Source organism: Sphingomonas ginsengisoli An et al. 2013 (assembly GCF_009363895.1).
GTDB lineage: Bacteria > Pseudomonadota > Alphaproteobacteria > Sphingomonadales > Sphingomonadaceae > Sphingomicrobium > Sphingomicrobium ginsengisoli.
In genome coordinates this window covers 1,419,088-1,438,197 of the sequence record NZ_CP045434.1, presented here as the reverse complement: position 1 = coordinate 1,438,197, position 19,110 = coordinate 1,419,088, and the positions used below count along the sequence as shown (strand labels likewise).

Below are 19,110 nucleotides of genomic sequence, written 5' to 3'. Positions count from 1 at the left end.
CCTGCTCAGTCCTCGGCTTGTGCCCGGCGTTCGGCCCACCATGCAAGGCGTTCGGCGAGCTTGCGCTCGAAGCCGCGGTCGGTCGGCTGGTAATAGGTCTCGGGCCGCATCTCCTCGGGCCAGTAATTGGCGCCCGAGAAGGCCTCGTCCTGGTCGTGGTCGTATTGATAGCCTTTGCCGTAGCCGAGGTCGCGCATCAGCCGGGTGGGAGCGCCGAGGATATGCTTGGGCGGAGAGAGCGAGCCATGCTCCTTCGCGCTCTTCCAGGCGGCCGATTGGGCCTTGTAGACCGCGTTCGATTTGGGGGCGGTGGCGAGGTAGAGGCAGGCCTGGACGATTCCCAGCTCGCCCTCGGGGGAGCCGAGGAAGTCGTAGCTGTCCTTGGCGGCCATGCATTGGACGAGCGCCTGGGGGTCAGCGAGGCCGATGTCCTCGACCGCGGCGCGGGTCAGCCGGCGGAGGAGGTAGAGCGGCTCCTCGCCCGCGGTGAGCATGCGGGCGAGATAGTAGAGCGCGGCGTCGGGGTCGGAGCCGCGGATCGATTTGTGGAGCGCGGAGATGAGGCCGTAGTGGCCCTCGCGGTCCTTGTCGTAGACGGGCAGGCGGCGCTGGAGGAGGTCGCGCAGGGCGGCGGGGTCGAGCGCCTCGCCGGAGGCGACGTCGAACAGCAGTTCAGCCTGGTTGAGGAGGAAGCGGCCGTCGCCGTCGGCGGTGGCGACTAGCGCTTCGCGGGCGGCGGGAATGAGGGGGAGCGGGCGGCCGACCTCGGCTTCGGCGCGGGCGAGCAGGCCCTCCATCGCCGCCGCGTCGAGCCGGTGGAGGACGAGGACTTGGCAGCGGCTGAGCAGCGCGGCGTTCAATTCGAAGCTGGGGTTTTCGGTGGTGGCACCGACGAGGACCACGGTGCCGTCCTCGACGAAGGGGAGGAAGCCGTCCTGCTGCGAGCGGTTGAAGCGGTGGATCTCGTCCACAAAGAGGAGGGTGCGCTGGCCGGCGCGGGCGGCGGTCTTGGCTTCGGCGAACACCTTCTTGAGGTCGGCGACCCCGCTGAACACGGCGGAGAGGGCGACGAAGCGCAAGCCGACGGCGGCGGCGAGGAGGCGGGCGATGCTGGTCTTGCCGGTGCCCGGCGGGCCCCACAGGATCAGGCTCGACAACTTGCCGGCGGCGACCATGCGGCCGATCGGGCCGTCGGGGCCGGTCAGATGATCCTGGCCGACGACCTCGGCGAGGGCGGCGGGGCGCAGGCGGTCGGCCAGCGGCGCGGATCCCGCGGCGGCGTCGGGCGGCGCGCCCGCGGACAGGCTATCGTCGAACAGGTCCGCCATGCCTTCGTCTCTAGAAGCTCGCGCAAAACTTTCCAGCGGGACTTGTCAGGTGGTTATCTAAGATATATCTAGATGCTACTCAGACAGGAGAAAACAATTGAGTAGATATCATATGGGTTGCGGTCACGAAGGCCGCCGCGGACGCGCGATGTTCATGATGGGCCGCGGTGGCGGCTGGGGCGGGTTTGGGCCGGACGGTCCGTTCGGGCCCGCCGGTCCGTTCGGACCGAGCGGGCCCTTCGGCCGCGATGGGCCTTATGGCGGCGGTGGCGGCGGTGGTGGCGGGCGGCGCGGCCGCTTCTTCGGCGCGGGCGAATTGCGACTGGTGCTGCTGAAGCTGATCGCAGACGAGCCGCGGCATGGCTACGACCTCATCAAGGCGCTCGAGGAGCTGACCCACGGCGTCTATGCGCCGAGCCCGGGCGTGCTTTATCCGACCTTGAGCCTGCTTTCCGACGAGGGCGCGATCGAGGAGCAGGACGGCGGCGGCTCGCGCAAGAAGTTCGCGATCACCGACGACGGCCGCAAGGAACTCGCGGACAATGAGGAAGAGGTCGCGGCGCTGATGGAGCGGCTCGAGGCGACCGGCTCGTCGCGGCGCGAAAGCCAGCGGCCCGAGATCGGGCGGGCGATGGGCAATCTGATGCACGCGCTCAAGAACCGGGTGCAGCGCGACGGCTGGACCGACGAACTGCTCGCCGACGTCACCGACATCCTCGACGACGCCGCCAAGCGGATCGAGCGGCTGAAGTAGGCCGCTAGCCCTTCATCCGCGCCAGCCGCTCGCGCCGTTGGATGGCGCGGCGGTAGGTGCGGATGACGGCTTCGTTGATATGGTCCCAGTCCTGGGTTTCGGCGTAGGCGAGCCCGGCCTGGCCGTGGGCGTGGCGAAGCGCCGGGTCGGCCGCATAAGCGGTCAGCGCAGCGGCGAAGCCGTCGATGTCGCCCGGCTCGACCAGCATTCCGGTGGTGCCGCCGCAGACCAAGCTGTTGGCCCCGGTCGCGGCGGCGGCGACCACCGGCAGGCCGGTCGCCATCGCTTCCAGCGTGACGTTGCCGAACGCCTCGGTCACCGAGGGATTGAGGAGGACGTCGGCGCTGGCGAGCGCGCGGGCGAGGTCGGGGCCGACCTGCTGCCCGAGGAAGCAGGCGCCGGGCAGCCGCTCGGCGAACCAGCCGCGCGCGGGGCCGTCGCCGATCACCATCACCTTGTGCGCGACGCCGCGCGCGGTCAGCTCGGCGATGGTGTCGGAAAAGACGTCGAGCCCTTTCTCCATCACGATCCGGCCGAGGAAGGCGATCACGAAATCCTCGTCGGCGAAGCCGAGCCCGCGGCGCCAGCCGAGGTCGCGGCGCTGGGGATTGAATTGCTCGCGGTCGACCCCGCGCGCCCAGATGGTGATGTTGCGGTTCATCCGCTGCGCGCGGAGCACCGCGGCGGTGGACTCCGCCGGGACCAGCAGCGCGTCGCAGCGCAGGTAGAAACGGCGCAGCATCGCGCGCAGCAGCGGCTCGAACGCCTGCAGGTGGTAGTAAGCGAGGTAGGTTTCGAAGCGGGTGTGGACCGAGGCGACCACCGGCAGGTTGCGGCGGCGCGCCCAGGTCACCGCGCGGTGCGAGGAGAGGTCGGGGCTGGCGACGTGCATGACGTCGGGCTTGAAGGTCTCGAGGTCGCGGCGGATGCGCGCGGGGAGGCCCATCGGCAGGCGATATTCGTCGCGCTCACCGGGGATGGCGATCGACGGCAGCGAGACGAGGTCACCGGTCGGGGGGAAGGCGGGATGCTCGACCGTCGGCGAATAGACGCGGACCTGCGCGCCCTGGCGAAGCAGGTAGCCGACGAGGCGGTTCAGCGCCTGGTTGGCGCCGTCGCGAACGTAATTGTAATTGCCCGAGACGAGCGCGATGCGGAGGTCCGAGGCGTCCATCCGGCCACCCCTTAACGAGATGGCCGGAGGTTTGCCAATGAACGCGCCGTTAGCGGCCGTTGCGGCCGGGGGCGAGCGGGTGGCCGAGGAGCTTGCTGATGAAGGCGAGGCCGAGCGCGCCGGCGACGGCGGCGGCGACCGGCTGGCGCTTGGCGAAATCGCGCACCGCGCCGAAGCCCTTGCGCGCCTGGCCCGAAATCTGGTCGAGGGTGCCGTCCTGCTGCAGCGCGGGATCGTTGGTCGCCTCGCCGATGTTCTGCTTGAGCTGGCCCTTGAGGTCGGTGCCGGTGCCGATGGCGGTGTCGATGTTCATGATGATGCTCCGGATGTTCGCGAGGTTCGGCGGTTCAACGCCCGAACGCGGCGCGAGTGCCGCGCTGCACGATCAATCGGCGCGGCGCCGGCTCGAGCGGAGGAGGAGGCCGAGGGCAACGACGGCGGCTAGGCGGAGGAGGCGCGGCATGGCAGCAAGATGGCGATGCGCGGCGATGAACCCAAGTCCTCCTTTCCGCCGGTGATCGATGCCGGCACGCGGCTGCTGGTCTGCGGCAGCCTGCCGGGCGAGGCGTCGCTCGCCGCCGGGCGCTATTATGCGCATCCGCAGAACCAGTTCTGGCGGTTGCTCGGCGCGGCGCTTGGCGAGCCACTGGCGGAGTTGGCTTACGAAGAGCGGCTGGCGCGGTTGCTCGAGCGCGGGGTCGGGCTGTGGGACGTGGTCGCGAGCGCGCGGCGGCGGGGCAGCCTCGACCAGGCGCTGCGGGGGGTGGCGGCGACCCCGCTTGGCGAGTTGGTCGCGGCGCATCCGGCGGTGCGCGCGGTCGCGTTCAATGGGCTGACCGCCGCGCGGATCGGGCGGCGGTCACTGGCGGGGAGCGCGGGGCTGACGCTCGTCGACCTGCCCTCGTCGAGCCCGGCCCATACGCTGTCGTTCGCCGCCAAGGCCGCGCGCTGGGCCGCGCTGCGCGACCTCGTCGGTTGACAGCCGCGCCGCCCCATTCCACCCATTCGGACATGGCCGAAGAGTTAAGCGACGACGCCGAAACCCCGACTTCCGACCTGTCGATGGTCGACGAGGCGCTGGTCGCCGGAACCATCGCCAACACCAACGGGCTGCTGGTGATCCTCGCCAAGCTGGTCGCGCGCGGGGTGTTCGACGCCAACGACTTGAAGGCGTTCAGCGATAGCTATTCCAAGCCCCTCGACCACGAAGGCATGCGCGAGAATGAGCTGGTCAGCCAGATGCAGGACCAGATGGAAAGCACGCTCGCCGAGCTGATGCGCTACTTGGCGGAGCAGCACTGACATTTAACGGTCGCGGCCGCTATATGACGGCCATGTCGCTGCCCGCCGGCCTTGCCCTATTCGCCGCCACCGTGATCGCCATGGAGGCGGTCGCCTACGGGCTGCATCGATGGGTGATGCATTCGCGGCTGGGGTGGCGGCTGCATGCGAGCCATCATCGCGAGCGGGCGGGCTGGTTCGAGGCGAACGATCTTTACGGGATGCTGTTCGCGCTGCCGTCGGTGGCGCTAATCTATGCCGGGGTGCACGAGCAATTGGGGCCGTGGGCGGCGTGGGTCGGGGCGGGGATCGCGGGGTACGGCCTCATCTATTTCGGCTTCCACGACGTCATCGTCCACGGGCGCATCGCCCACCGGATCGTGCCGCGCAGCCGCTATTTCCGGCGGATCGTCCAGGCGCACAAACTGCACCATGCGGTGCAGGGGCGCGAAGGAGCGGTGAGCTTCGGCTTCGTCTATGCGCCGCCGATCGAGCGATTGAAGCGCGCGCTCGGTGCGAGCGCGAAGGCCGAGGTCAGGGCGCCGCGGGGGTCCGCGGCCGAGTCCACAGACCATCGCGTGGGATCGGCCTGACCGGCCACAGCGCTTCCCAAAAGGCTTCCATCACCAGCGCGGCTTTCTCGCCCTTGCCGGTGCTGATCCGCGCGTCCCAGGCGCGGGGGCCGAGCGCGGCGGCACGGGTCGCGATCTCGCCGTAGATGCCGCTTGCCGAGAGGACTGCCCAGCGGCTGCGGAAGGGCAGGCGGGCGGCGCCGACGCGCGCCGAGCGGCGATAGGCGTCGGCGAGCTCGCTGAGGCGGCGGGCGATGCGCGCGAGCGCGGGCCGGTGGCGCGGGTCGGCGAGGTCGGCGCCCTCGAGGCCCTCGGCGCGGAGCCAGTCGGTGGGGAGATAGACGCGGCCGACGCGCGCATCCTCGACGATATCGCGCGCGATGTTGGCGAGCTGGAAGGCGATGCCGAGGTCGGCGGCGCGGTCGAGCGTGTCACTGTCGTCCGGAGCGACCCCCATGACGTGGGCCATCATCACGCCGACCGCGCCGGCGACCTGGTAGCAATAAGAGAGAAGGTCGTCGGTGGTGGCGGGGCGCCAGCCGGCGGCGTCGCGCTCGAACCCGGCGAGGTGGTCGGCGGTGACGGCGGCGGGGATGTGGCATTCGGCGGCGACGGTGCGCAGCGCCTCGAAGGCGACGATGCCGGTCGGCTCGCCCGCCAGCGCTTCGGCGGTGCGCGCGCGCAGGAAGGCGATGCGCGCGGCGGCGTCGTCGACCGCGACCGCATCATGGCCGAGGGTCTGGCCGTCGGTGACGTCGTCGCAGGCGCGGCACCAGGCGTAGAGCAGCCAGCTCCGCTCGCGGGTCGGAAGATCGAACAACTGGCTGGCGAAGCGGAAGCTCTTGGAGCCGACCGAGATGCTGGCCAGCGCTGCCTCGACCAGCCGGGCGCGATCGTCGGCGTCGCTCATGCGGTGAGCATCAGCCCGGCGGTGGCCTCGGCGCTGCCGACCACGCCGGGGATGCCCGCGCCCGGGTGGGTGCCGGCGCCGACGAAGTAGAGGTTCTTCAGCTGGTCGTCGCGGTTGTGGGTGCGGAACCAGGCCGACTGCCACAGCACGGGCTCAAGGCTGAAGGCCGAGCCCAAGTGGGCGGCGAGGTCGCGGCCGAAGTCGTCGGGGGTGTAGTGGAAGATGGTGCGGATGCGCTGACGGATGTCGGGGATCAGGCGCTCGGCGAGGATGTCGAGGACGACCTCACGATACTTGTCGCCCTCGCTGGCCCAATCGACCGGCGCCTTGCCGAGGTTGGGAACGGGAGCGAGCGCGTAGAAGGTCGAGCAGCCGGGCGGGGCCATGCTCGGATCGGTGATGGTGGGGTGGTGGAGGTAGAGCGAGGGGTCGGTGGCGAGACGCCCGCGCGAATAGATATCGCCGAGCAGTTCCTTGTAGCGCGGGCCGAACAGGATGGTGTGATGGGCGATATCGGGGAAGGTCCCCTCGAGGCCGAAGTGGAGCACGAACAGGCCGGGCGAGAAGCGCTTGCGCTTGAGCGCGCGAACCTGCTGTGGGCCGCGCGGCGAGCCTTCGAGCAGGCCGTAGCTGTGGACCACGTCGCCGTTCGAGGCGACCGCGTCGGCCTCGGCCGACCAGCCCGAGCGGGTGCGGACGCCGGTGACGCGATTGCCGGCAGTGGTGATGGCGGTGACCGGATCATCGAGCCTGAGGACGCCGCCGAGCCGCTCGAAATGGCGGACCATGCCGGCGATGAGCTGGTTGGTGCCGCCTTTGGCGAACCATACCCCGCCGTCACGCTCGAGCTTGTGGATCAGCGCGTAGATCGACGAGCAGGTCATCGGATTGCCGCCGACCAGCAGGGTGTGGAAGCTCAGCGCCTGGCGGAGATGCTCGTCCTGCACATAGCTTGAGACGATCGAATAGACCGATCGCCACGCCTGATATTTGGCCAGCGCCGGGGCGGCCTTGAGCATGTCGCCGATGCTTTGAAACGCCTTGGTGCCGAGCTTGAGATAGCCCTCGCGGAACACCCCGGCGCTGTAGGCGAGGAAGCGCTGGTAGCCGGTCCAGTCGGCCGGGTTGAGCGCGTCCATCGCGCTCTTCAGTTCGGCGTCGTCGTTGGTGTAATCGAACACCACGCCATCGGGCCAGGCGAGCCGGTAGAAGGGCTTCACCGGGACCAGCTCGACGTCCTCGGCGAGTTCATGGCCGCTGAGCCGCCACAACCGCTCGAGGCAGTCGGGGTCGGTGATGACGGTGGGGCCGGCGTCGAACACATGGCCGTCCTTTTCCCACACGTAGGCGCGGCCGCCGGGCTTGTCGCGCGCCTCGACCACGGTGGTCGCGACCCCCGCCGACTGGAGGCGGATGGCGAGCGCGAGCCCGCCGAATCCCGCCCCGATGACGATCGCACTCTTCACTGAGGTTCCTTCAACGCCTTCACGGCGCGCAAAACGGAAACGGGCGGGCGTCCCGAGAGGATGCGCGCGCGGTCGATGGCGCTGCTCTCACCCGCATAGAAGCGGGCGATCAAGGGGGCCGGAAGCCTGTAGAAGCGCTCGAGCACGCGGTAGCGCCGCGGCGGATCGGCGGCGTCGAACAGCATCCGCGAGAGGAGGCGGTCGAAGCCGCCGCGTCGCCAGTGCGCCGCCGCGCGGGCGCGGGTGGCGGGGCCAAGCGCGCCGAAGTCGGGGAGGGTGGCGAGCCAGCTGGCGAAACGGACCGCGTCGGGGAGCGAGTAGCTGGTGAGCGGATGGAAGAAGCCGCCGCGCGCGCCGGCGCGGGCGACGGGGTCGCCGGCGGGCCAGAAGGCATCGAAGTCGCCGCCCTTGAGCACAGGCAATTGGCCGACTTCCTCGCGGCTGATTCCGGCCACGCGCCAGCCCTGCGCGGCGGCGTAAGCGGCGATGCGCTCGTGGAGCGTGTCGCGATCGAGCTCGGGGCCGTCGGTGTAATAGGTGTCCTCGACGAAGACCTGGGTCGCGCTGAAGGGGAGGCAATAGACGAAGCGATAGCCGTCGGTCTGGTCGACGGAGGCGTCCATCACGATCGGCTGGGTGAGGCCGTGGCCGGCGGGAATGTCGAGCAACTGGCCGAGGAATTTCTGCCAGCCGATGCTCAAGCCCTCGGCCTGCCCGCCGCGGGCGTCGAGCACGGCGCCGGCGTGGAGCGTGCCGCCTTCTTCGAGCCGGACGCTGGTGGGAGTGATGGCGGTCGCCGCGTCGCGGATGATCGCCTCGGGCGGGAGGGCGGCGCGGACGGCGGCGTCGAGCGCTTCGCTGGCAATCGTCTGGTAGGGCTGGTCGAGCGTGCGGCGGTGCGCGGGGAAGGCGACGTCGTAGCCCGGCCAGCGATGGCCGATCAGCGGGTCGACCAGCCAGCGGTCGGCCGGCGCGACATCGCTGGCGAAAAAGGACCACAGGTGGTTGCCGCCGATGCGCTCGCCCGGCTCGACGATGGCGACCCTGAGCTCGGGCCGCCGCGCCGCCAGCGCCAGCGCGCACAGCCCACCCGCCAGCCCGCCGCCCAGGATGATCAGGTCGAAGTCGGCGGCGGCCATCGCCCTGTGCCTTGGCATGGGCGCGGATAAGGGGAAACCCCGTAAATGGACCGGCTAGGTTCGGGCTGATAGCACCCGCGCCATGATCCGCCTCGCCCTCCTCGCCGCCGCCGCCTTCGTCTCCAGTGCGGCGACGGGGCCGGGGGTGAGCGAGCTGACGGTCAAGCTCGACGGGCTGCGCAACGCCAAGGGGGTGGTGCACGTCTGCCTGACCGGCGATGCGCAGCGCTTCCTCGATTGCCAGAAGGTGCCCGGCAGTGTCGGGCGGACGGTGCCGGCGGGGCAGGCGGCGCGGGTGGTGCTCGGGCGGGTGCCGGCGGGGACCTATGCGTTGCTGGTGATCCATGACGAGAATGCCAACGGCAAGCTCGACATGACCTTCGGTATTCCGCGCGAGGGGTTCGGTTTCTCGACCAATCCGGCGATGCGGCCGCGGCCGCCGCGGTGGGACGAGATCCGCTTCGTGCTGCCGGCGGGGACCGTCACCGAGACGATCCGGATGCGCTACGTGCTTTGAGGGAGCGGCCGCGCCGGATCGGGTCCGGCGCGGCCTGCCTCAGGCTCTTGTCAGAACTTCACGCCGATCGCCGCGCCGAAGCGCCGCGGCTCGAGGGTGAAGACGTTGGTGAACAGGCCCGACGACGCGTCGGCGACGAACTGGCCGGTGATCGCGTCGTTGTTGGTGAGGTTCTGGACGAAGGCGCGGACGAACCACTTGTCGGCGGCGCCGTTCAGCTGGACCTGCGCGTTGACCACGGTGAAGCCCTTTACCTTGTCGATCGGCTGGTTGAAGCTGCGCGCGTAGAAGCTGCCCGTATAGTTGACGTCGGCACGGGGGACGAGCGTCATCCCGTTGCCGAGCCGCAGCGTATATTGCGCGCCGCCGCCGACCTTCCAGTGCGGCGACTGGGGCAGCTGGTTGCCGCTGAGATTCTGCGCGATGCCTTCGTTGACGAGGAAGGGGAGCGGGCCGGCAGGAACGCCGAAGGCCGTGCGCAGCGCCGCCGACGGGTTGGCCGCGGCGCCCTGCAGCGCCGAGCAGAGCGAGAAGGCGCCGGTGGTGTTGGTGCTGGGGATCGGGGTCGGCGGATTGAGGCCGAGCGCGCCGTTGACCGCCCCGACGAAGCCGTTGACCGCCGCCGCGGGCACGCCCGCGACAGCCGGCGAGACGACGCAATTGGCGCCGCCCTGGAGGTCCTTGATGATCACCGCGTCGCTGCGTCCGCCCGACGGGTCGCGCGGGTCGACCAGGCTCAACCCCTTGATCTTGGTGTGGAGGTAGGAGCCGGTGAGGTTGAGGAGCAAGTCGGGCGTCGGCTTGAACACCGCCTCCGCCTCGGCGCCGTAGATACCGGCGTCGGTGTTGTCGTTGACCGAGGTGCGGGCGACGATGCGGCTGAGCTGGAGGCCCTTGTAGTTGTAGTAGAAGGCCGAGAGGTTGAGCCGCACCGCGCCGCCGGCGAAGGTGTTCTTGCTGCCAAGCTCGAACGCGTCGATCGATTCGGGCTTGAAGGTCGGCGAGACGTTGAACGAGGGGTCGATTGGCGGGTTGAGGCCGCCCGACTTATAGCCGCGCGAATAGGACGCGTAGAGCAGGTTGTTGGGCGTCATCTGATAGTCGGCGACGAGCCGGCCGGTGAGCCGCCCGAACTTGACCCGGCCGACCGCATTGGCCTGGTTGCCGGCGGTCGAGGCGTCGGCGTCGTAGAGGCCGAGGAACGGCGACTGGTTGGCGTCGGTCAGGCCGAAGGGGACGAGGAAGCTCAAGATCGGCGCGCGCGCCACCTGCAATTTGTCGTCGTGGCTGTAGCGGGCGCCGAGCGTGAACTTCAATTTGTCGCTGGCCTGGAAATAGGCCTCGCCGAACAGGCCGTAGCTCTTCAGGCGGAAGTCGCTGACCTCCGAGTTGAAGAAGGGCGGGGCGAGGAAGCTGTTGGGGAAGGTCGCCCCCGCCGCGCGCTGGCCGAGCGCCTGGATCGCGCCGAGCACGCCCGAGGCATAATCGAGGCCGGCGCTGGCGACATAATAGTTGGAGTTGGTGAAGCGGCCGTCGAGATAGATGCCGCCCAAGAGGAAATTGAACGGCCCCTTGAAGTTGGAATCGATGTGCCCCTCGAGCGAATATTGCCGGTAGTAGCTTTGCGACCGGTCGTAGTCTGTGCTGCCGGGCGTGCAGCGGTTGGTGAAGCCGCCGTAGATGCCGGTGTAGTTGAGGTTGGTTTCCGAGGTGCAGATGTTGCCGAGCGGACCGTTGGGGATCAGCGCCCGCACCGCGTTGGTGAACGGGTTGACCCCACCCGGGAAGGCGGCGCCGGGGGCGAGGCTCAGGCCGTAGAGGTTTACCAGGCCCGAATTGCCGGCGAGGCTGTTGCCGGCGAGGAGGTTGTAGTCGGTGCGGCTGTCGACGCTGTTCTTGGCCCAGCCGCCGGTCAGCGTGGCGCTGAACTGGTCGCCGAGATTCTGCTCGAGCCGGCCCATCACGAAATATTCCTTCGCGCGGTAGGTCGGGTTGAAGTCGGCGTTGACGGTGCGCAGGTCGGACGGGTTGGTGATCCCGCCGAAGAAGGGATCGACCCCGCTGTTCAAGTTGGTGAGGCCGAGCCCGAAGCTCGCGATCAGCGGGTTGAAGCCGGCCGCAGCGTTGATGAACTGCCGTGATGAGAGCGTCGCCGAGAGGGTCGAATTGCCGTTGACCACTTCGTTGGCGAGGCGGTCGGGGAGGCAGCCCAGGACGCCGGTCGGGTCGCGGTGGCAGAGCTGCTTCTGGATGCGCGAGCGGTCGTCGTCCTCGTTAAAGGCATAGCCGATGACGTCGAGCGTGGTGCCCGCCGACGGCTTCCAGCGGATCGAACCGCGCAGCGCCCACAGGTCGCGCCCGTCGATCCGCGAATTGTCGAACAGGTTCTTCGTGTAGCCGTCGCGGCCGAGCAGATAGCCCGCCACGCGCACGCCGAGCGTGTCGGTCAGCGGCAGGTTGACCATCGCGTTCAGTTTGACCGACTGGTAATTGCCGACCTCGACGCTGGCCGAGGCCGCCGCGCGGCTGAGGTTGGGCCGCGCGGTGATGAAGTTGACCACGCCCGAGGTCGCGTTGCGGCCGAACAGCGTGCCCTGCGGACCGCGCAGCACCTCGACCCGCTCGAGGTCGAAATATTCGGTCTCGAACAGGCGGGTGGAAACGAGCGGCATGTCGTTGACGTGGATGCCGGTCGCCGCGTCGCAGCTGAAGCCGGTGCAGAGGTCGCCGATGCCGCGGATGGTGAAGCTCGACGAAGTGAAGTTGGTCTTGGTGAAGGTGACGTTGGGCAGCGACAGCTGAAGGTCGCTGGCATTGCTGATTTGCTGCCGCTCGAGCGCCTGGCCGGTGAAGGCCGAGACCGAGATCGGCACTTGCTGGAGCGCTTCGGAGCGGCGCTGGGCGGTGACGATGATGTCGCCGCCGGTGTCGGTGGTGCTCGGCCGGCCGGGGGTGGCGCTCTGGCTGGTGCCGCTGGTGGCGTCGCCGCTCTTGCCCTGCGGTGCGCTGTCGCCGGCGCCGGTGGTGACGGTGCCGGCGGGTGGGCCGGCCTGGGGTTCGGGGACGGTCTGCGCCGCGGCCGGCGCTACGAAAGCGAACGCCGCGAGCGAGGCTCCGGCCAGCAGATATTGCGCACGCGTCATGACGTGTTTCCCCTTTGCGCCCGCGCGGGGCGGCCCCGACGGCCGGCGACGTTGCCGACCGACAACGAACAAACGCGGGTGCCCTCCTCCAAGGGTAGCCCTACGTCCGCATGCCCACCCCTTGCGGAGCGCGGCGGTTGGACGCACACAATGACGCACGGGCCCCGGCCCACTGTCAAGCGCGGGAATGGACGCGATGAGCGAGCGCGAAGTCAGCGACGTCGATGTGCTGGTGGTCGGCGCCGGCATCTCCGGGATCGGGGCCGCTTGGCACCTCCAGACCTATTGTCCCGAGCGCAGCTACGCGATCCTCGAAAGCCGCCCGGCGATCGGCGGGACGTGGGACCTGTTCAAATATCCCGGCATCCGTTCGGACAGCGACATGTATACGCTCGGCTACAGCTTCGAGCCGTGGACCGAGGCCAAGGCGATCGCCGACGGGCCGAGCATCCTGAATTACGTCAACATGGTCGCGGACAAATATGGCATCCGCCGGCACATCCGCTTCCACCACCATGTCGTCAGCGCCGACTTCGACAGCGCCACCGCGCGGTGGACGGTCGAGGCCAGGCGCAGCGACACCGGCGAGACGGTGACGATCCGCTGCCAGTGGCTGCACATGGGCACCGGCTATTATGATTACCGCGAGGCTTATCTGCCGGATTTCGCCGGCGTCGGGGAGTTCGCCGGCCGTTTCTTCCACGCGCAATTCTGGCCCGCCGACCTCGACTTCGCCGGCAAGCGCGTGGTGGTGATCGGCAGCGGCGCGACCGCGGTGACGATCGTGCCCGAGATGGCCAAGGCGGGGGCTGCGCACGTCACCATGCTCCAGCGCTCGCCGACCTACATGGCGAGCCGGCCGTCGGTCGACAAAACCGCCAACCGGCTGCGCGGGCTGCTCGGGCCCAAGGCGAGCTACGGCGTGGTGCGCTGGCGCAACGTGCTGATGCAGCAATTCTTCTTCCAGCTCGCGCGGCGGCGGCCGGCGATGATGAAGAAGCTGATGAAGAAGGGCGTCCAGCGCGAGCTGCCCGCCGATTATGCGGTCGAGACGCATTTCAGCCCGAGCTACAATCCGTGGGACCAGCGCGTCTGCCTGGTGCCCGACGCCGACCTGTTCGCCGGCATCCGCGATGGCAAGATCGAGGTGGTCACCGACCATATCGAGCGGTTCACGGCGAGCGGCATATTGCTCAAGTCGGGGCGCGAGCTCGCCGCCGACATCGTGGTCGCGGCGACCGGGCTCAAGCTGCAATTGCTGAGCGATATCGCCGTCTCGGTCGACGGGGTCCGCCAGCAGTTGAACGAGCACATGACCTACAAGGGCATGATGTTCGGCGATGTGCCCAATTTGAGCTACAGCTTCGGCTATACCAACGCCTCGTGGACGCTGAAGGCGGATTTGACGTCGGTCTATCTGACGCGGCTGCTCAACCATCTTAAGGCGACGGGCAAGCAGATCGCGACCCCGCGGCAGGAGGCCGACGTCGCCGAGGTGCCGTTCCTCGATTTCACCAGCGGCTACGTCCAGCGCGCGCTGGCGATCCTGCCCAAGCAGGGCGACCGCGCGCCGTGGAAACTCTACCAGAATTATTTGCGCGACCGCCGCGCGCTGCGGCGTGGAAAACTGGAGGACGGGGTGATGTTGTTCACGCGCGCGCGGGGCTCCGCCGCATCGTCGCCGCGCCACGAAAAGGAAGCCGCGTGAAGCTCGCCGGACGGGTCGCCGTCGTCACCGGCGCGGGCAGCGGGATCGGGCGCGGGATCGCGCTCGCCTGCAGCCGGCGCGGCTGCCACCTCGCCATCGCCGACGTCAACGAGGACGGGTTGCGCGAGACCGCGGCGATGATCCGCGACGTCACCGTCACCACCCACAAGCTCGACGTCACGGATCGCGCGGCGTGCCTCGCGCTGCCCGCGCAGGTGATCGCCGCGCACGGCCGCGTCGACCTCCTGGTCAACAACGCCGGGGTGGCGATCGGAGGCACGTTCGAGCAGGTCGACGAGGCCGATTTCGACTGGCTGATGGAGGTCAATTTCCATGCGGTGGTGCGGCTGACCCGCGCCTTCCTGCCGGAACTCAAGGCGCGCGACGCGGCGCGGATCGTCAACGTGTCGAGCCTGTTCGGGCTGATCGCGCCGCCGGGGCAGACGGCTTATTCGGCCGCCAAGTTCGCGGTGCGCGGCTTTTCCGAGAGCCTGCGCAACGAGCTCAAGCTGGCGAACTCACCGGTCGGGGTGACGGTGGTGCATCCGGGCGGGATCAAGACCAACATTGCCCGCAATGCGCGGGGGCCGCGACACGTGAGCAATGAGGAAGCGGCCGAGATCGACGCCCGCCGCACCGAATTTTCCGAGAAATTCCTCAAGATGTCGCCAGTGAAGGCGGGCGAGATCATCGTCGCCGCGGTCGAGGGCGAGAAGCCGCGGGTGCTGGTCGGCAACGACGCCAAGTTCGCGGCGCTGATCGAGCGGGTCGCGCCGGTCGGCTATTGGAAATTCCTGGGACGGGGCATGTCATGAAGAAGTGGGTGATCGGCGGCGTCGCCGCGGCGGCAGGGCTGCTCGGCGCGGGAGTCTACAGCGCGCGCGCGGCGCGGCGGCACGAGGAAATGGTGCCGATGGACGGGCGGATCGTCAGCGCCGGGCCTTACAAGCTGCACGTCACCGAGCAGGGCGAGGGGCGACCGCTGCTTCTGATCCACGGGCTTGGCGCGCAGCTGCGCAGCTTCGGCCAGGCGATGGTCGACGAGCTCGCCAAGGACCATCGGGTGATCCGCATCGACCGCCCGGGCTCGGGCTATTCGCCGCCGCTGCCGAGCGGTTCGCAGCGGCTGTCCGACCAGGCCGACGCGATCGCCGCGCTGATCGACGAACTGGGGCTCGAGAAGCCGATCCTGGTCGGCCATTCGCTTGGCGGCGCGCTCAGCCTGACGGTCGCGCACCGCCATCCCGACAAGGTCGGCGGGCTCGCGCTGATCGCCCCGGCGACCCAGCCGGTGCGCGACGTGCCCGAGATCTTCAAGGGCCTGATGCTGCCGCTGTCGGTGGTGCCGCTGGTGGCGCGGACAATCGCGGTGCCGCTGGCGGTGGCGACCCGCGACAAGACGCTCGTCGAGGTGTTCAAGCCCGAGCCGGTTCCAGCGGATTATCTGACGAGCGGCGGCGGCGCGCTGGCGATGCGGCCGGGCAATGTCGCGGCGGCGTGCGGCGACCTCCAGCTCGCCCAGGCCGACGCTGAGGAAATCATCGCGCATTATGCGGACCTCAACCTGCCGGTCGCCATCCTCTACGGGCGCGGCGACAATCTGCTCGACTATCGCGAGCATGGCGAGAAGACCGCCAACGAGATTCCGGGCGCGCGGCTGACGCTGCGAGAGGGCGGGCACATGCTGCCCTACACGGTGCCGGTCGAGACCGCGCAGTGGGTGCGCAGCGCGATCCAGTAGGAGGCCGGCGGATGGCCGAGGCGGAGCGGACAGCGGACTATGTGATCGTCGGCGCGGGCTCGGCCGGCTGCGTGCTCGCCGCGCGGCTGAGCGAGGACCCGGCGGTGAGCGTGGTGCTGCTCGAGGCGGGCGGCGACGACCGGCCTTTGAAGGAGCCGTCGCAGTTAATCAGCAATATGTGGATCCACGTCCCGCTCGGTTACTCGCAGACGCTGAAGGACCCCAAGGTCAACTGGCTCTACGTGACCGAGCCCGACCCCGGCACCCACGGCCGCCAGCACGTCTGGCCGCGCGGCAAGGTGCTCGGCGGATCGTCGTCGATCAACGCGATGCTTTACGTCCGCGGGCAGCGGTCGGACTATGACCATTGGCGCCAATTGGGTTGCGAGGGGTGGGGGTGGGACGAGGTCTTCCCTTACTTCCGCAAGGCGCAGCATCAGGAGCGCGGGCCGTGCGACGACCATGCGGTCGGCGGGCCCTTGAACGTCTCCGACCCGCGCGACGGCCATGCGGTGAGCGAGGCGGCGATTGCGGCGTGCGTCGCGCTGGGGCTGCCCGAGCGGGACCTGAACGGGCCCGAGCAGGAAGGGGTCGGCTGGTTCCAGCTCAACATCAAGGACGGCAAGCGCTGCTCGGCGGCGGTCGCTTACCTCCACCCGGCAATGGGTCGCGCCAACCTGACCGTCGAGACCCGCGCGCTGGCCAGCCTGGTGCGGTTCGAGGGCAAGCGCGCGACCGGGGTCGAGTTCACCCAGCGCGGGGTGCGGCGGGTGGTCCATGCGCGGCGCGAGGTGATCCTCGCGGGCGGGGCGATCAACTCGCCGCAACTGCTCGAATTGTCAGGGGTCGGGCAGGCTGAGCGGCTGCGCGGGCTCGGCATCGAGGTGGTGCACGAGCTGGCGGGCGTCGGCGAGAATTTGCAGGACCATTATGTGGTCGGCGAGACTTACCGGCTGAAGGCGGGGACCATCTCGGTCAACGAGCTGGCGAGGGGGCCGCGGCTGCTCAGGGAGGTGGTTCGCTATTTCCGCGAGAAGCGCGGGCTGCTGACGCTGTCGGCGGCGCATGTCGGGGTGTTCTGCAAGTCGCGCCCCGACCTCGCCGGCCCCGACATCCAGTTTCATATCCTGCCGGCGACGATGGACGCCGAGAAGCTCGCCAACGAGCAGAAGATGGAGCTGGAGGGCGAACCTGGGCTGACCATCGCGCCGTGCCAGCTGCGTCCGGAATCGCGCGGTTCGGTCCATCTTCGCAGCGGCGACCCGGCCGAGCATCCGGCGATCGCGCCCAATTATCTGTCGAACCCGCTCGACGAGGAAGTGGTGGTGGCCGCCTTGAAATGGGGCCGGCGGATCGCCGCCACCGCGCCGCTGGCCGGCTATATCGACCATGAGACCAACCCCGGCGCGGCGGTGGCGAGCGATGCGGCGCTGCTCGACTATGCGCGCGAGCGGGGGACGACGATCTACCACCCGGTCGGGACCTGCGCGATGGGCCGTCACGCGGGCGCGGTGGTCGATCCTGAACTGCGCGTCCACGGGCTCGATGGGCTTCGCGTGGTCGACGCCTCGATCATGCCGCGCCTCGTCAGCGGCAACACCAATGCGCCGACGATCATGATCGCGGAGAAAGCGGCGGACATGATCAAGGCCAGCGCAAAGGCGCGGGTAGCGGCGTAGACGAACGGCAGTCGTCACCCTGAACTCGTTTCAGGGGCCATTCCTCCGCCCACGTTGCGGCTCGAAGATGGATGCTGAAACAAGTTCAGCATGACGAGCAAACAGGCTCAGCCGCGCTTGAGCATGGCCTTGGCAACCTTGCGGGCGAAGCTGCCCCACGGCGGGCCGAGCTTTTCGAACGCGTTCCAGGCGCCGCTCTTGTAGACGCCGCGCGCGTGGCTGAAGCGCCGGAAGCCTTCCTTGCCGTGGTAGGCGCCGATGCCGCTTGCGCCGACCCCGCCGAACGGCAGGCTCTCCTGCGCGATGTGGAGGAGGGTGCCGTTGACCGTCACCCCGCCCGACAAGGTGCGGTCGAGCACCTCATCCTCGCGCGCGCCGTCCTTGGTGAAGCAGTAGAGCGCGAGCGGGCGGTCGCGCGCGTTGACGAATGCGATCGCCTCGCCGAGCGAGCGGTAGCCGACGACCGGGAGGACCGGCCCGAAGATTTCCTCGGAAGCGAGGATGGTCTCGGGCGGCGCATCGAGGACGATGGTCGGCGGCACCTTGCCGGCGGCGGCCGCAGTGTCCGCGCCATGCTGGAGCACGGTCGCGCCCTTCTCCTCGGCGGTGGCGATGGCGTCGAGCAGCCGCTGGCGGTGGCGCTCGCTGATGACGCCCGAATAATCGGGATTGTCGGCGACTTGCGGATAGCCGCGCTTTACCTCGGCGAGCAGTGCGGCGGCCATTGCCTCCGCCTTGCCCTGCGGGACCAGCACATAGTCGGGGGCGATGCAGGTCTGGCCGGCGTTGAGGAACTTGCCGAAGGCGATCGAGCGCGCGGCCTTGGCCAGCGGATAATCGTCGCAGACGATGGCGGGCGACTTGCCGCCCAATTCGAGCGTGACGGGGACGAGGTTGTCGGCCGCGGCGCGGTAGACCTGGCGGCCGATCGCGGTCGAGCCGGTGAACAAGAGATGGTCGAACGGCAGCGACGCGAAGGCTTTGCCGACCTCGACCCCGCCGGTGACCACGGCCACCTCGGCCGGGTCGAACGAGGCGGCGACCAGCTCCTCGAGCAAGGCGGCGAAGGCCGGGGTCAGCTCGCTCGGCTTCAACAGCACGCGATTGCCCGCGGCCATGGCGTCGATCGCCGGCGAGAAGGCGAGCTGGAGGGGGTAGTTCCAGGGCGAGATGATGCCGATCACGCCGAGCGGCTCGTGCCGGACCCACGCCTTGCCCGGCTGGAAGTTGAGGCCGACGTGGCGCTTTTCGGGCTTCATCCACTTGGGCAGATTCTTGCGCGCGTAGCGGATGGCGCCGAGCGTCGGCACCAGCTCCATCAGCTCGGTCTCGATCCGCGCGCGGGTGCCGAAGTCGCTCGAGATGGCGTCGGCGAAGCGGTCGCCGTTGTAACGAACGATGTCGCCGAGCCGGCTCAGCCGGTCGCGGCGGAGCGCGAGGTCGGCGGGCGGGTCGCGGCGCGAGGCGGCGTGCTGGAGGTCGAACAGGCGCCGCATCTCGGCGCTGTCGGTGGCGGGGAGGCGAGGGTCGGCGTCGGCCATAAGGTGCGCTCCGCAAGCGGTGGTGCGGACCGGTCTATGCTTCCGCGCCGCGGCTGCAAAGGGCTGGTGCCAGACACGAAACGGGCGGCGTCCCGAGGGAGCGCCGCCCGTTCGTTGATCCGGCAGGACCCGGCGACACGTCGATCGCCGGGATGCC

The 19,110-nt window shown here is 69.3% G+C and carries 17 protein-coding genes; 9 read left to right on the top strand and 8 right to left on the bottom strand.

Features of this window, described 5'->3' with window-relative positions; genetic code table 11:
- Positions 1-5 precede the first annotated feature (5 nt).
- Positions 6-1,328, bottom strand: coding sequence for a replication-associated recombination protein A (locus GCU42_RS06835; protein WP_114226826.1), 1,323 nt, complete (start codon positions 1,326-1,328; stop codon positions 6-8).
- A 154-nt stretch (positions 1,329-1,482) separates the two neighbouring features.
- Here GCU42_RS06835 and GCU42_RS06830 point away from each other — a divergent pair, with 154 nt between their 5' ends.
- Positions 1,483-2,082 carry a PadR family transcriptional regulator gene (locus GCU42_RS06830; protein WP_275887903.1) on the top strand — a complete coding sequence of 200 codons (600 nt, stop codon included), beginning with the start codon at positions 1,483-1,485 and terminating at the stop codon, positions 2,080-2,082.
- A gap of 4 nt (positions 2,083-2,086) precedes the next feature.
- Here the strand turns inward: GCU42_RS06830 and GCU42_RS06825 are convergent, their stop codons facing one another.
- Both GCU42_RS06825 and GCU42_RS06820 read right to left on the bottom strand, forming a co-directional pair.
- A complete protein-coding gene (locus tag GCU42_RS06825; RefSeq protein WP_114226825.1) occupies positions 2,087-3,256 on the bottom strand; it encodes a glycosyltransferase family 4 protein in 1,170 nt (389 codons plus the stop codon).
- 49 nt (positions 3,257-3,305) lie between these two features.
- Positions 3,306-3,569, bottom strand: a complete 264-nt coding sequence (locus GCU42_RS06820; RefSeq protein WP_114226824.1) for a CsbD family protein — start codon at positions 3,567-3,569, stop codon at positions 3,306-3,308.
- 159 nt (positions 3,570-3,728) lie between these two features.
- Here GCU42_RS06820 and GCU42_RS06815 point away from each other — a divergent pair, with 159 nt between their 5' ends.
- From GCU42_RS06815 to GCU42_RS06805, 3 genes are read left to right on the top strand one after another with little or no spacing between them, the layout of a single operon-like run.
- On the top strand, positions 3,729-4,235 hold the full coding sequence (locus tag GCU42_RS06815) for a DNA-deoxyinosine glycosylase (RefSeq protein ID WP_114226823.1): 507 nt from the start codon (positions 3,729-3,731) through the stop codon (positions 4,233-4,235).
- A gap of 32 nt (positions 4,236-4,267) precedes the next feature.
- The gene (locus tag GCU42_RS06810; protein WP_114226822.1) at positions 4,268-4,558 is read left to right on the top strand and encodes a hypothetical protein; all 291 of its coding nucleotides are present in this window, start codon (positions 4,268-4,270) and stop codon (positions 4,556-4,558) included.
- A gap of 32 nt (positions 4,559-4,590) precedes the next feature.
- Positions 4,591-5,130, top strand: a complete 540-nt coding sequence (locus GCU42_RS06805) for a sterol desaturase family protein (protein ID WP_114227763.1) — start codon at positions 4,591-4,593, stop codon at positions 5,128-5,130.
- On the opposite strand, the gene GCU42_RS06800 is transcribed toward GCU42_RS06805, so the two are convergent.
- Genes GCU42_RS06800 through crtY form a run of 3 tightly spaced genes read right to left on the bottom strand, consistent with a single transcriptional unit; the run spans position 5,072 to position 8,624 of the window.
- Positions 5,072-6,019, bottom strand: coding sequence for a phytoene/squalene synthase family protein (locus GCU42_RS06800; protein ID WP_114226821.1), 948 nt, complete (start codon positions 6,017-6,019; stop codon positions 5,072-5,074). The genes GCU42_RS06805 and GCU42_RS06800 overlap by 59 nt on opposite strands.
- Positions 6,016-7,485 carry a phytoene desaturase gene (locus tag GCU42_RS06795; RefSeq protein ID WP_114226820.1) on the bottom strand — a complete coding sequence of 490 codons (1,470 nt, stop codon included), beginning with the start codon at positions 7,483-7,485 and terminating at the stop codon, positions 6,016-6,018. The genes GCU42_RS06800 and GCU42_RS06795 overlap by 4 nt, the downstream gene beginning before the upstream one ends.
- Complete coding sequence (gene crtY, locus GCU42_RS06790) at positions 7,482-8,624, bottom strand: lycopene beta-cyclase CrtY (protein WP_114226819.1); 1,143 nt, start codon at positions 8,622-8,624, stop codon at positions 7,482-7,484. The genes GCU42_RS06795 and crtY overlap by 4 nt, the downstream gene beginning before the upstream one ends.
- Before the next feature lie 82 nt (positions 8,625-8,706).
- Here crtY and GCU42_RS06785 point away from each other — a divergent pair, with 82 nt between their 5' ends.
- On the top strand, positions 8,707-9,141 hold the full coding sequence (locus GCU42_RS06785) for a DUF2141 domain-containing protein (RefSeq protein ID WP_114226818.1): 435 nt from the start codon (positions 8,707-8,709) through the stop codon (positions 9,139-9,141).
- A gap of 50 nt (positions 9,142-9,191) precedes the next feature.
- Here GCU42_RS06785 and GCU42_RS06780 read toward each other — a convergent pair whose 3' ends face one another.
- A complete protein-coding gene (locus GCU42_RS06780; protein ID WP_114226817.1) occupies positions 9,192-12,284 on the bottom strand; it encodes a TonB-dependent receptor in 3,093 nt (1,030 codons plus the stop codon).
- A gap of 196 nt (positions 12,285-12,480) precedes the next feature.
- Between GCU42_RS06780 and GCU42_RS06775 the strand changes: the two genes are divergently transcribed.
- From GCU42_RS06775 to GCU42_RS06760, 4 genes are read left to right on the top strand one after another with little or no spacing between them, the layout of a single operon-like run.
- Positions 12,481-13,992 carry a flavin-containing monooxygenase gene (locus GCU42_RS06775; RefSeq protein WP_114227762.1) on the top strand — a complete coding sequence of 504 codons (1,512 nt, stop codon included), beginning with the start codon at positions 12,481-12,483 and terminating at the stop codon, positions 13,990-13,992.
- A complete protein-coding gene (locus GCU42_RS06770) occupies positions 13,989-14,807 on the top strand; it encodes an SDR family NAD(P)-dependent oxidoreductase (protein ID WP_114226816.1) in 819 nt (272 codons plus the stop codon). Before GCU42_RS06775 ends, GCU42_RS06770 begins: the two co-directional genes overlap by 4 nt.
- On the top strand, positions 14,804-15,733 hold the full coding sequence (locus tag GCU42_RS06765) for an alpha/beta fold hydrolase (RefSeq protein ID WP_114226815.1): 930 nt from the start codon (positions 14,804-14,806) through the stop codon (positions 15,731-15,733). Before GCU42_RS06770 ends, GCU42_RS06765 begins: the two co-directional genes overlap by 4 nt.
- 11 nt (positions 15,734-15,744) lie before the next feature.
- The gene (locus GCU42_RS06760) at positions 15,745-17,412 is read left to right on the top strand and encodes a GMC family oxidoreductase (protein ID WP_114226814.1); all 1,668 of its coding nucleotides are present in this window, start codon (positions 15,745-15,747) and stop codon (positions 17,410-17,412) included.
- A gap of 107 nt (positions 17,413-17,519) precedes the next feature.
- Here GCU42_RS06760 and GCU42_RS06755 read toward each other — a convergent pair whose 3' ends face one another.
- Positions 17,520-18,953 carry a coniferyl aldehyde dehydrogenase gene (locus GCU42_RS06755; protein WP_114226813.1) on the bottom strand — a complete coding sequence of 478 codons (1,434 nt, stop codon included), beginning with the start codon at positions 18,951-18,953 and terminating at the stop codon, positions 17,520-17,522.
- Positions 18,954-19,110: the final 157 nt, after the last annotated feature.

Coding starts and splice junctions, on each gene's coding strand:
- GCU42_RS06835 (WP_114226826.1), bottom strand. CDS start 1,328: ATGGCGGACCTGTTCGACGATAGCCTGTCCGCGGGCGCGCCGCCCGAC.
- GCU42_RS06830 (WP_275887903.1), top strand. CDS start 1,483: ATGATGGGCCGCGGTGGCGGCTGGGGCGGGTTTGGGCCGGACGGTCCG.
- GCU42_RS06825 (WP_114226825.1), bottom strand. CDS start 3,256: ATGGACGCCTCGGACCTCCGCATCGCGCTCGTCTCGGGCAATTACAAT.
- GCU42_RS06820 (WP_114226824.1), bottom strand. CDS start 3,569: ATGAACATCGACACCGCCATCGGCACCGGCACCGACCTCAAGGGCCAG.
- GCU42_RS06815 (WP_114226823.1), top strand. CDS start 3,729: ATGGCGATGCGCGGCGATGAACCCAAGTCCTCCTTTCCGCCGGTGATC.
- GCU42_RS06810 (WP_114226822.1), top strand. CDS start 4,268: ATGGCCGAAGAGTTAAGCGACGACGCCGAAACCCCGACTTCCGACCTG.
- GCU42_RS06805 (WP_114227763.1), top strand. CDS start 4,591: ATGTCGCTGCCCGCCGGCCTTGCCCTATTCGCCGCCACCGTGATCGCC.
- GCU42_RS06800 (WP_114226821.1), bottom strand. CDS start 6,019: ATGAGCGACGCCGACGATCGCGCCCGGCTGGTCGAGGCAGCGCTGGCC.
- crtY (WP_114226819.1), bottom strand. CDS start 8,624: ATGGCCGCCGCCGACTTCGACCTGATCATCCTGGGCGGCGGGCTGGCG.
- GCU42_RS06785 (WP_114226818.1), top strand. CDS start 8,707: ATGATCCGCCTCGCCCTCCTCGCCGCCGCCGCCTTCGTCTCCAGTGCG.
- GCU42_RS06780 (WP_114226817.1), bottom strand. CDS start 12,284: ATGACGCGTGCGCAATATCTGCTGGCCGGAGCCTCGCTCGCGGCGTTC.
- GCU42_RS06775 (WP_114227762.1), top strand. CDS start 12,481: ATGAGCGAGCGCGAAGTCAGCGACGTCGATGTGCTGGTGGTCGGCGCC.
- GCU42_RS06765 (WP_114226815.1), top strand. CDS start 14,804: ATGAAGAAGTGGGTGATCGGCGGCGTCGCCGCGGCGGCAGGGCTGCTC.
- GCU42_RS06760 (WP_114226814.1), top strand. CDS start 15,745: ATGGCCGAGGCGGAGCGGACAGCGGACTATGTGATCGTCGGCGCGGGC.
- GCU42_RS06755 (WP_114226813.1), bottom strand. CDS start 18,953: ATGGCCGACGCCGACCCTCGCCTCCCCGCCACCGACAGCGCCGAGATG.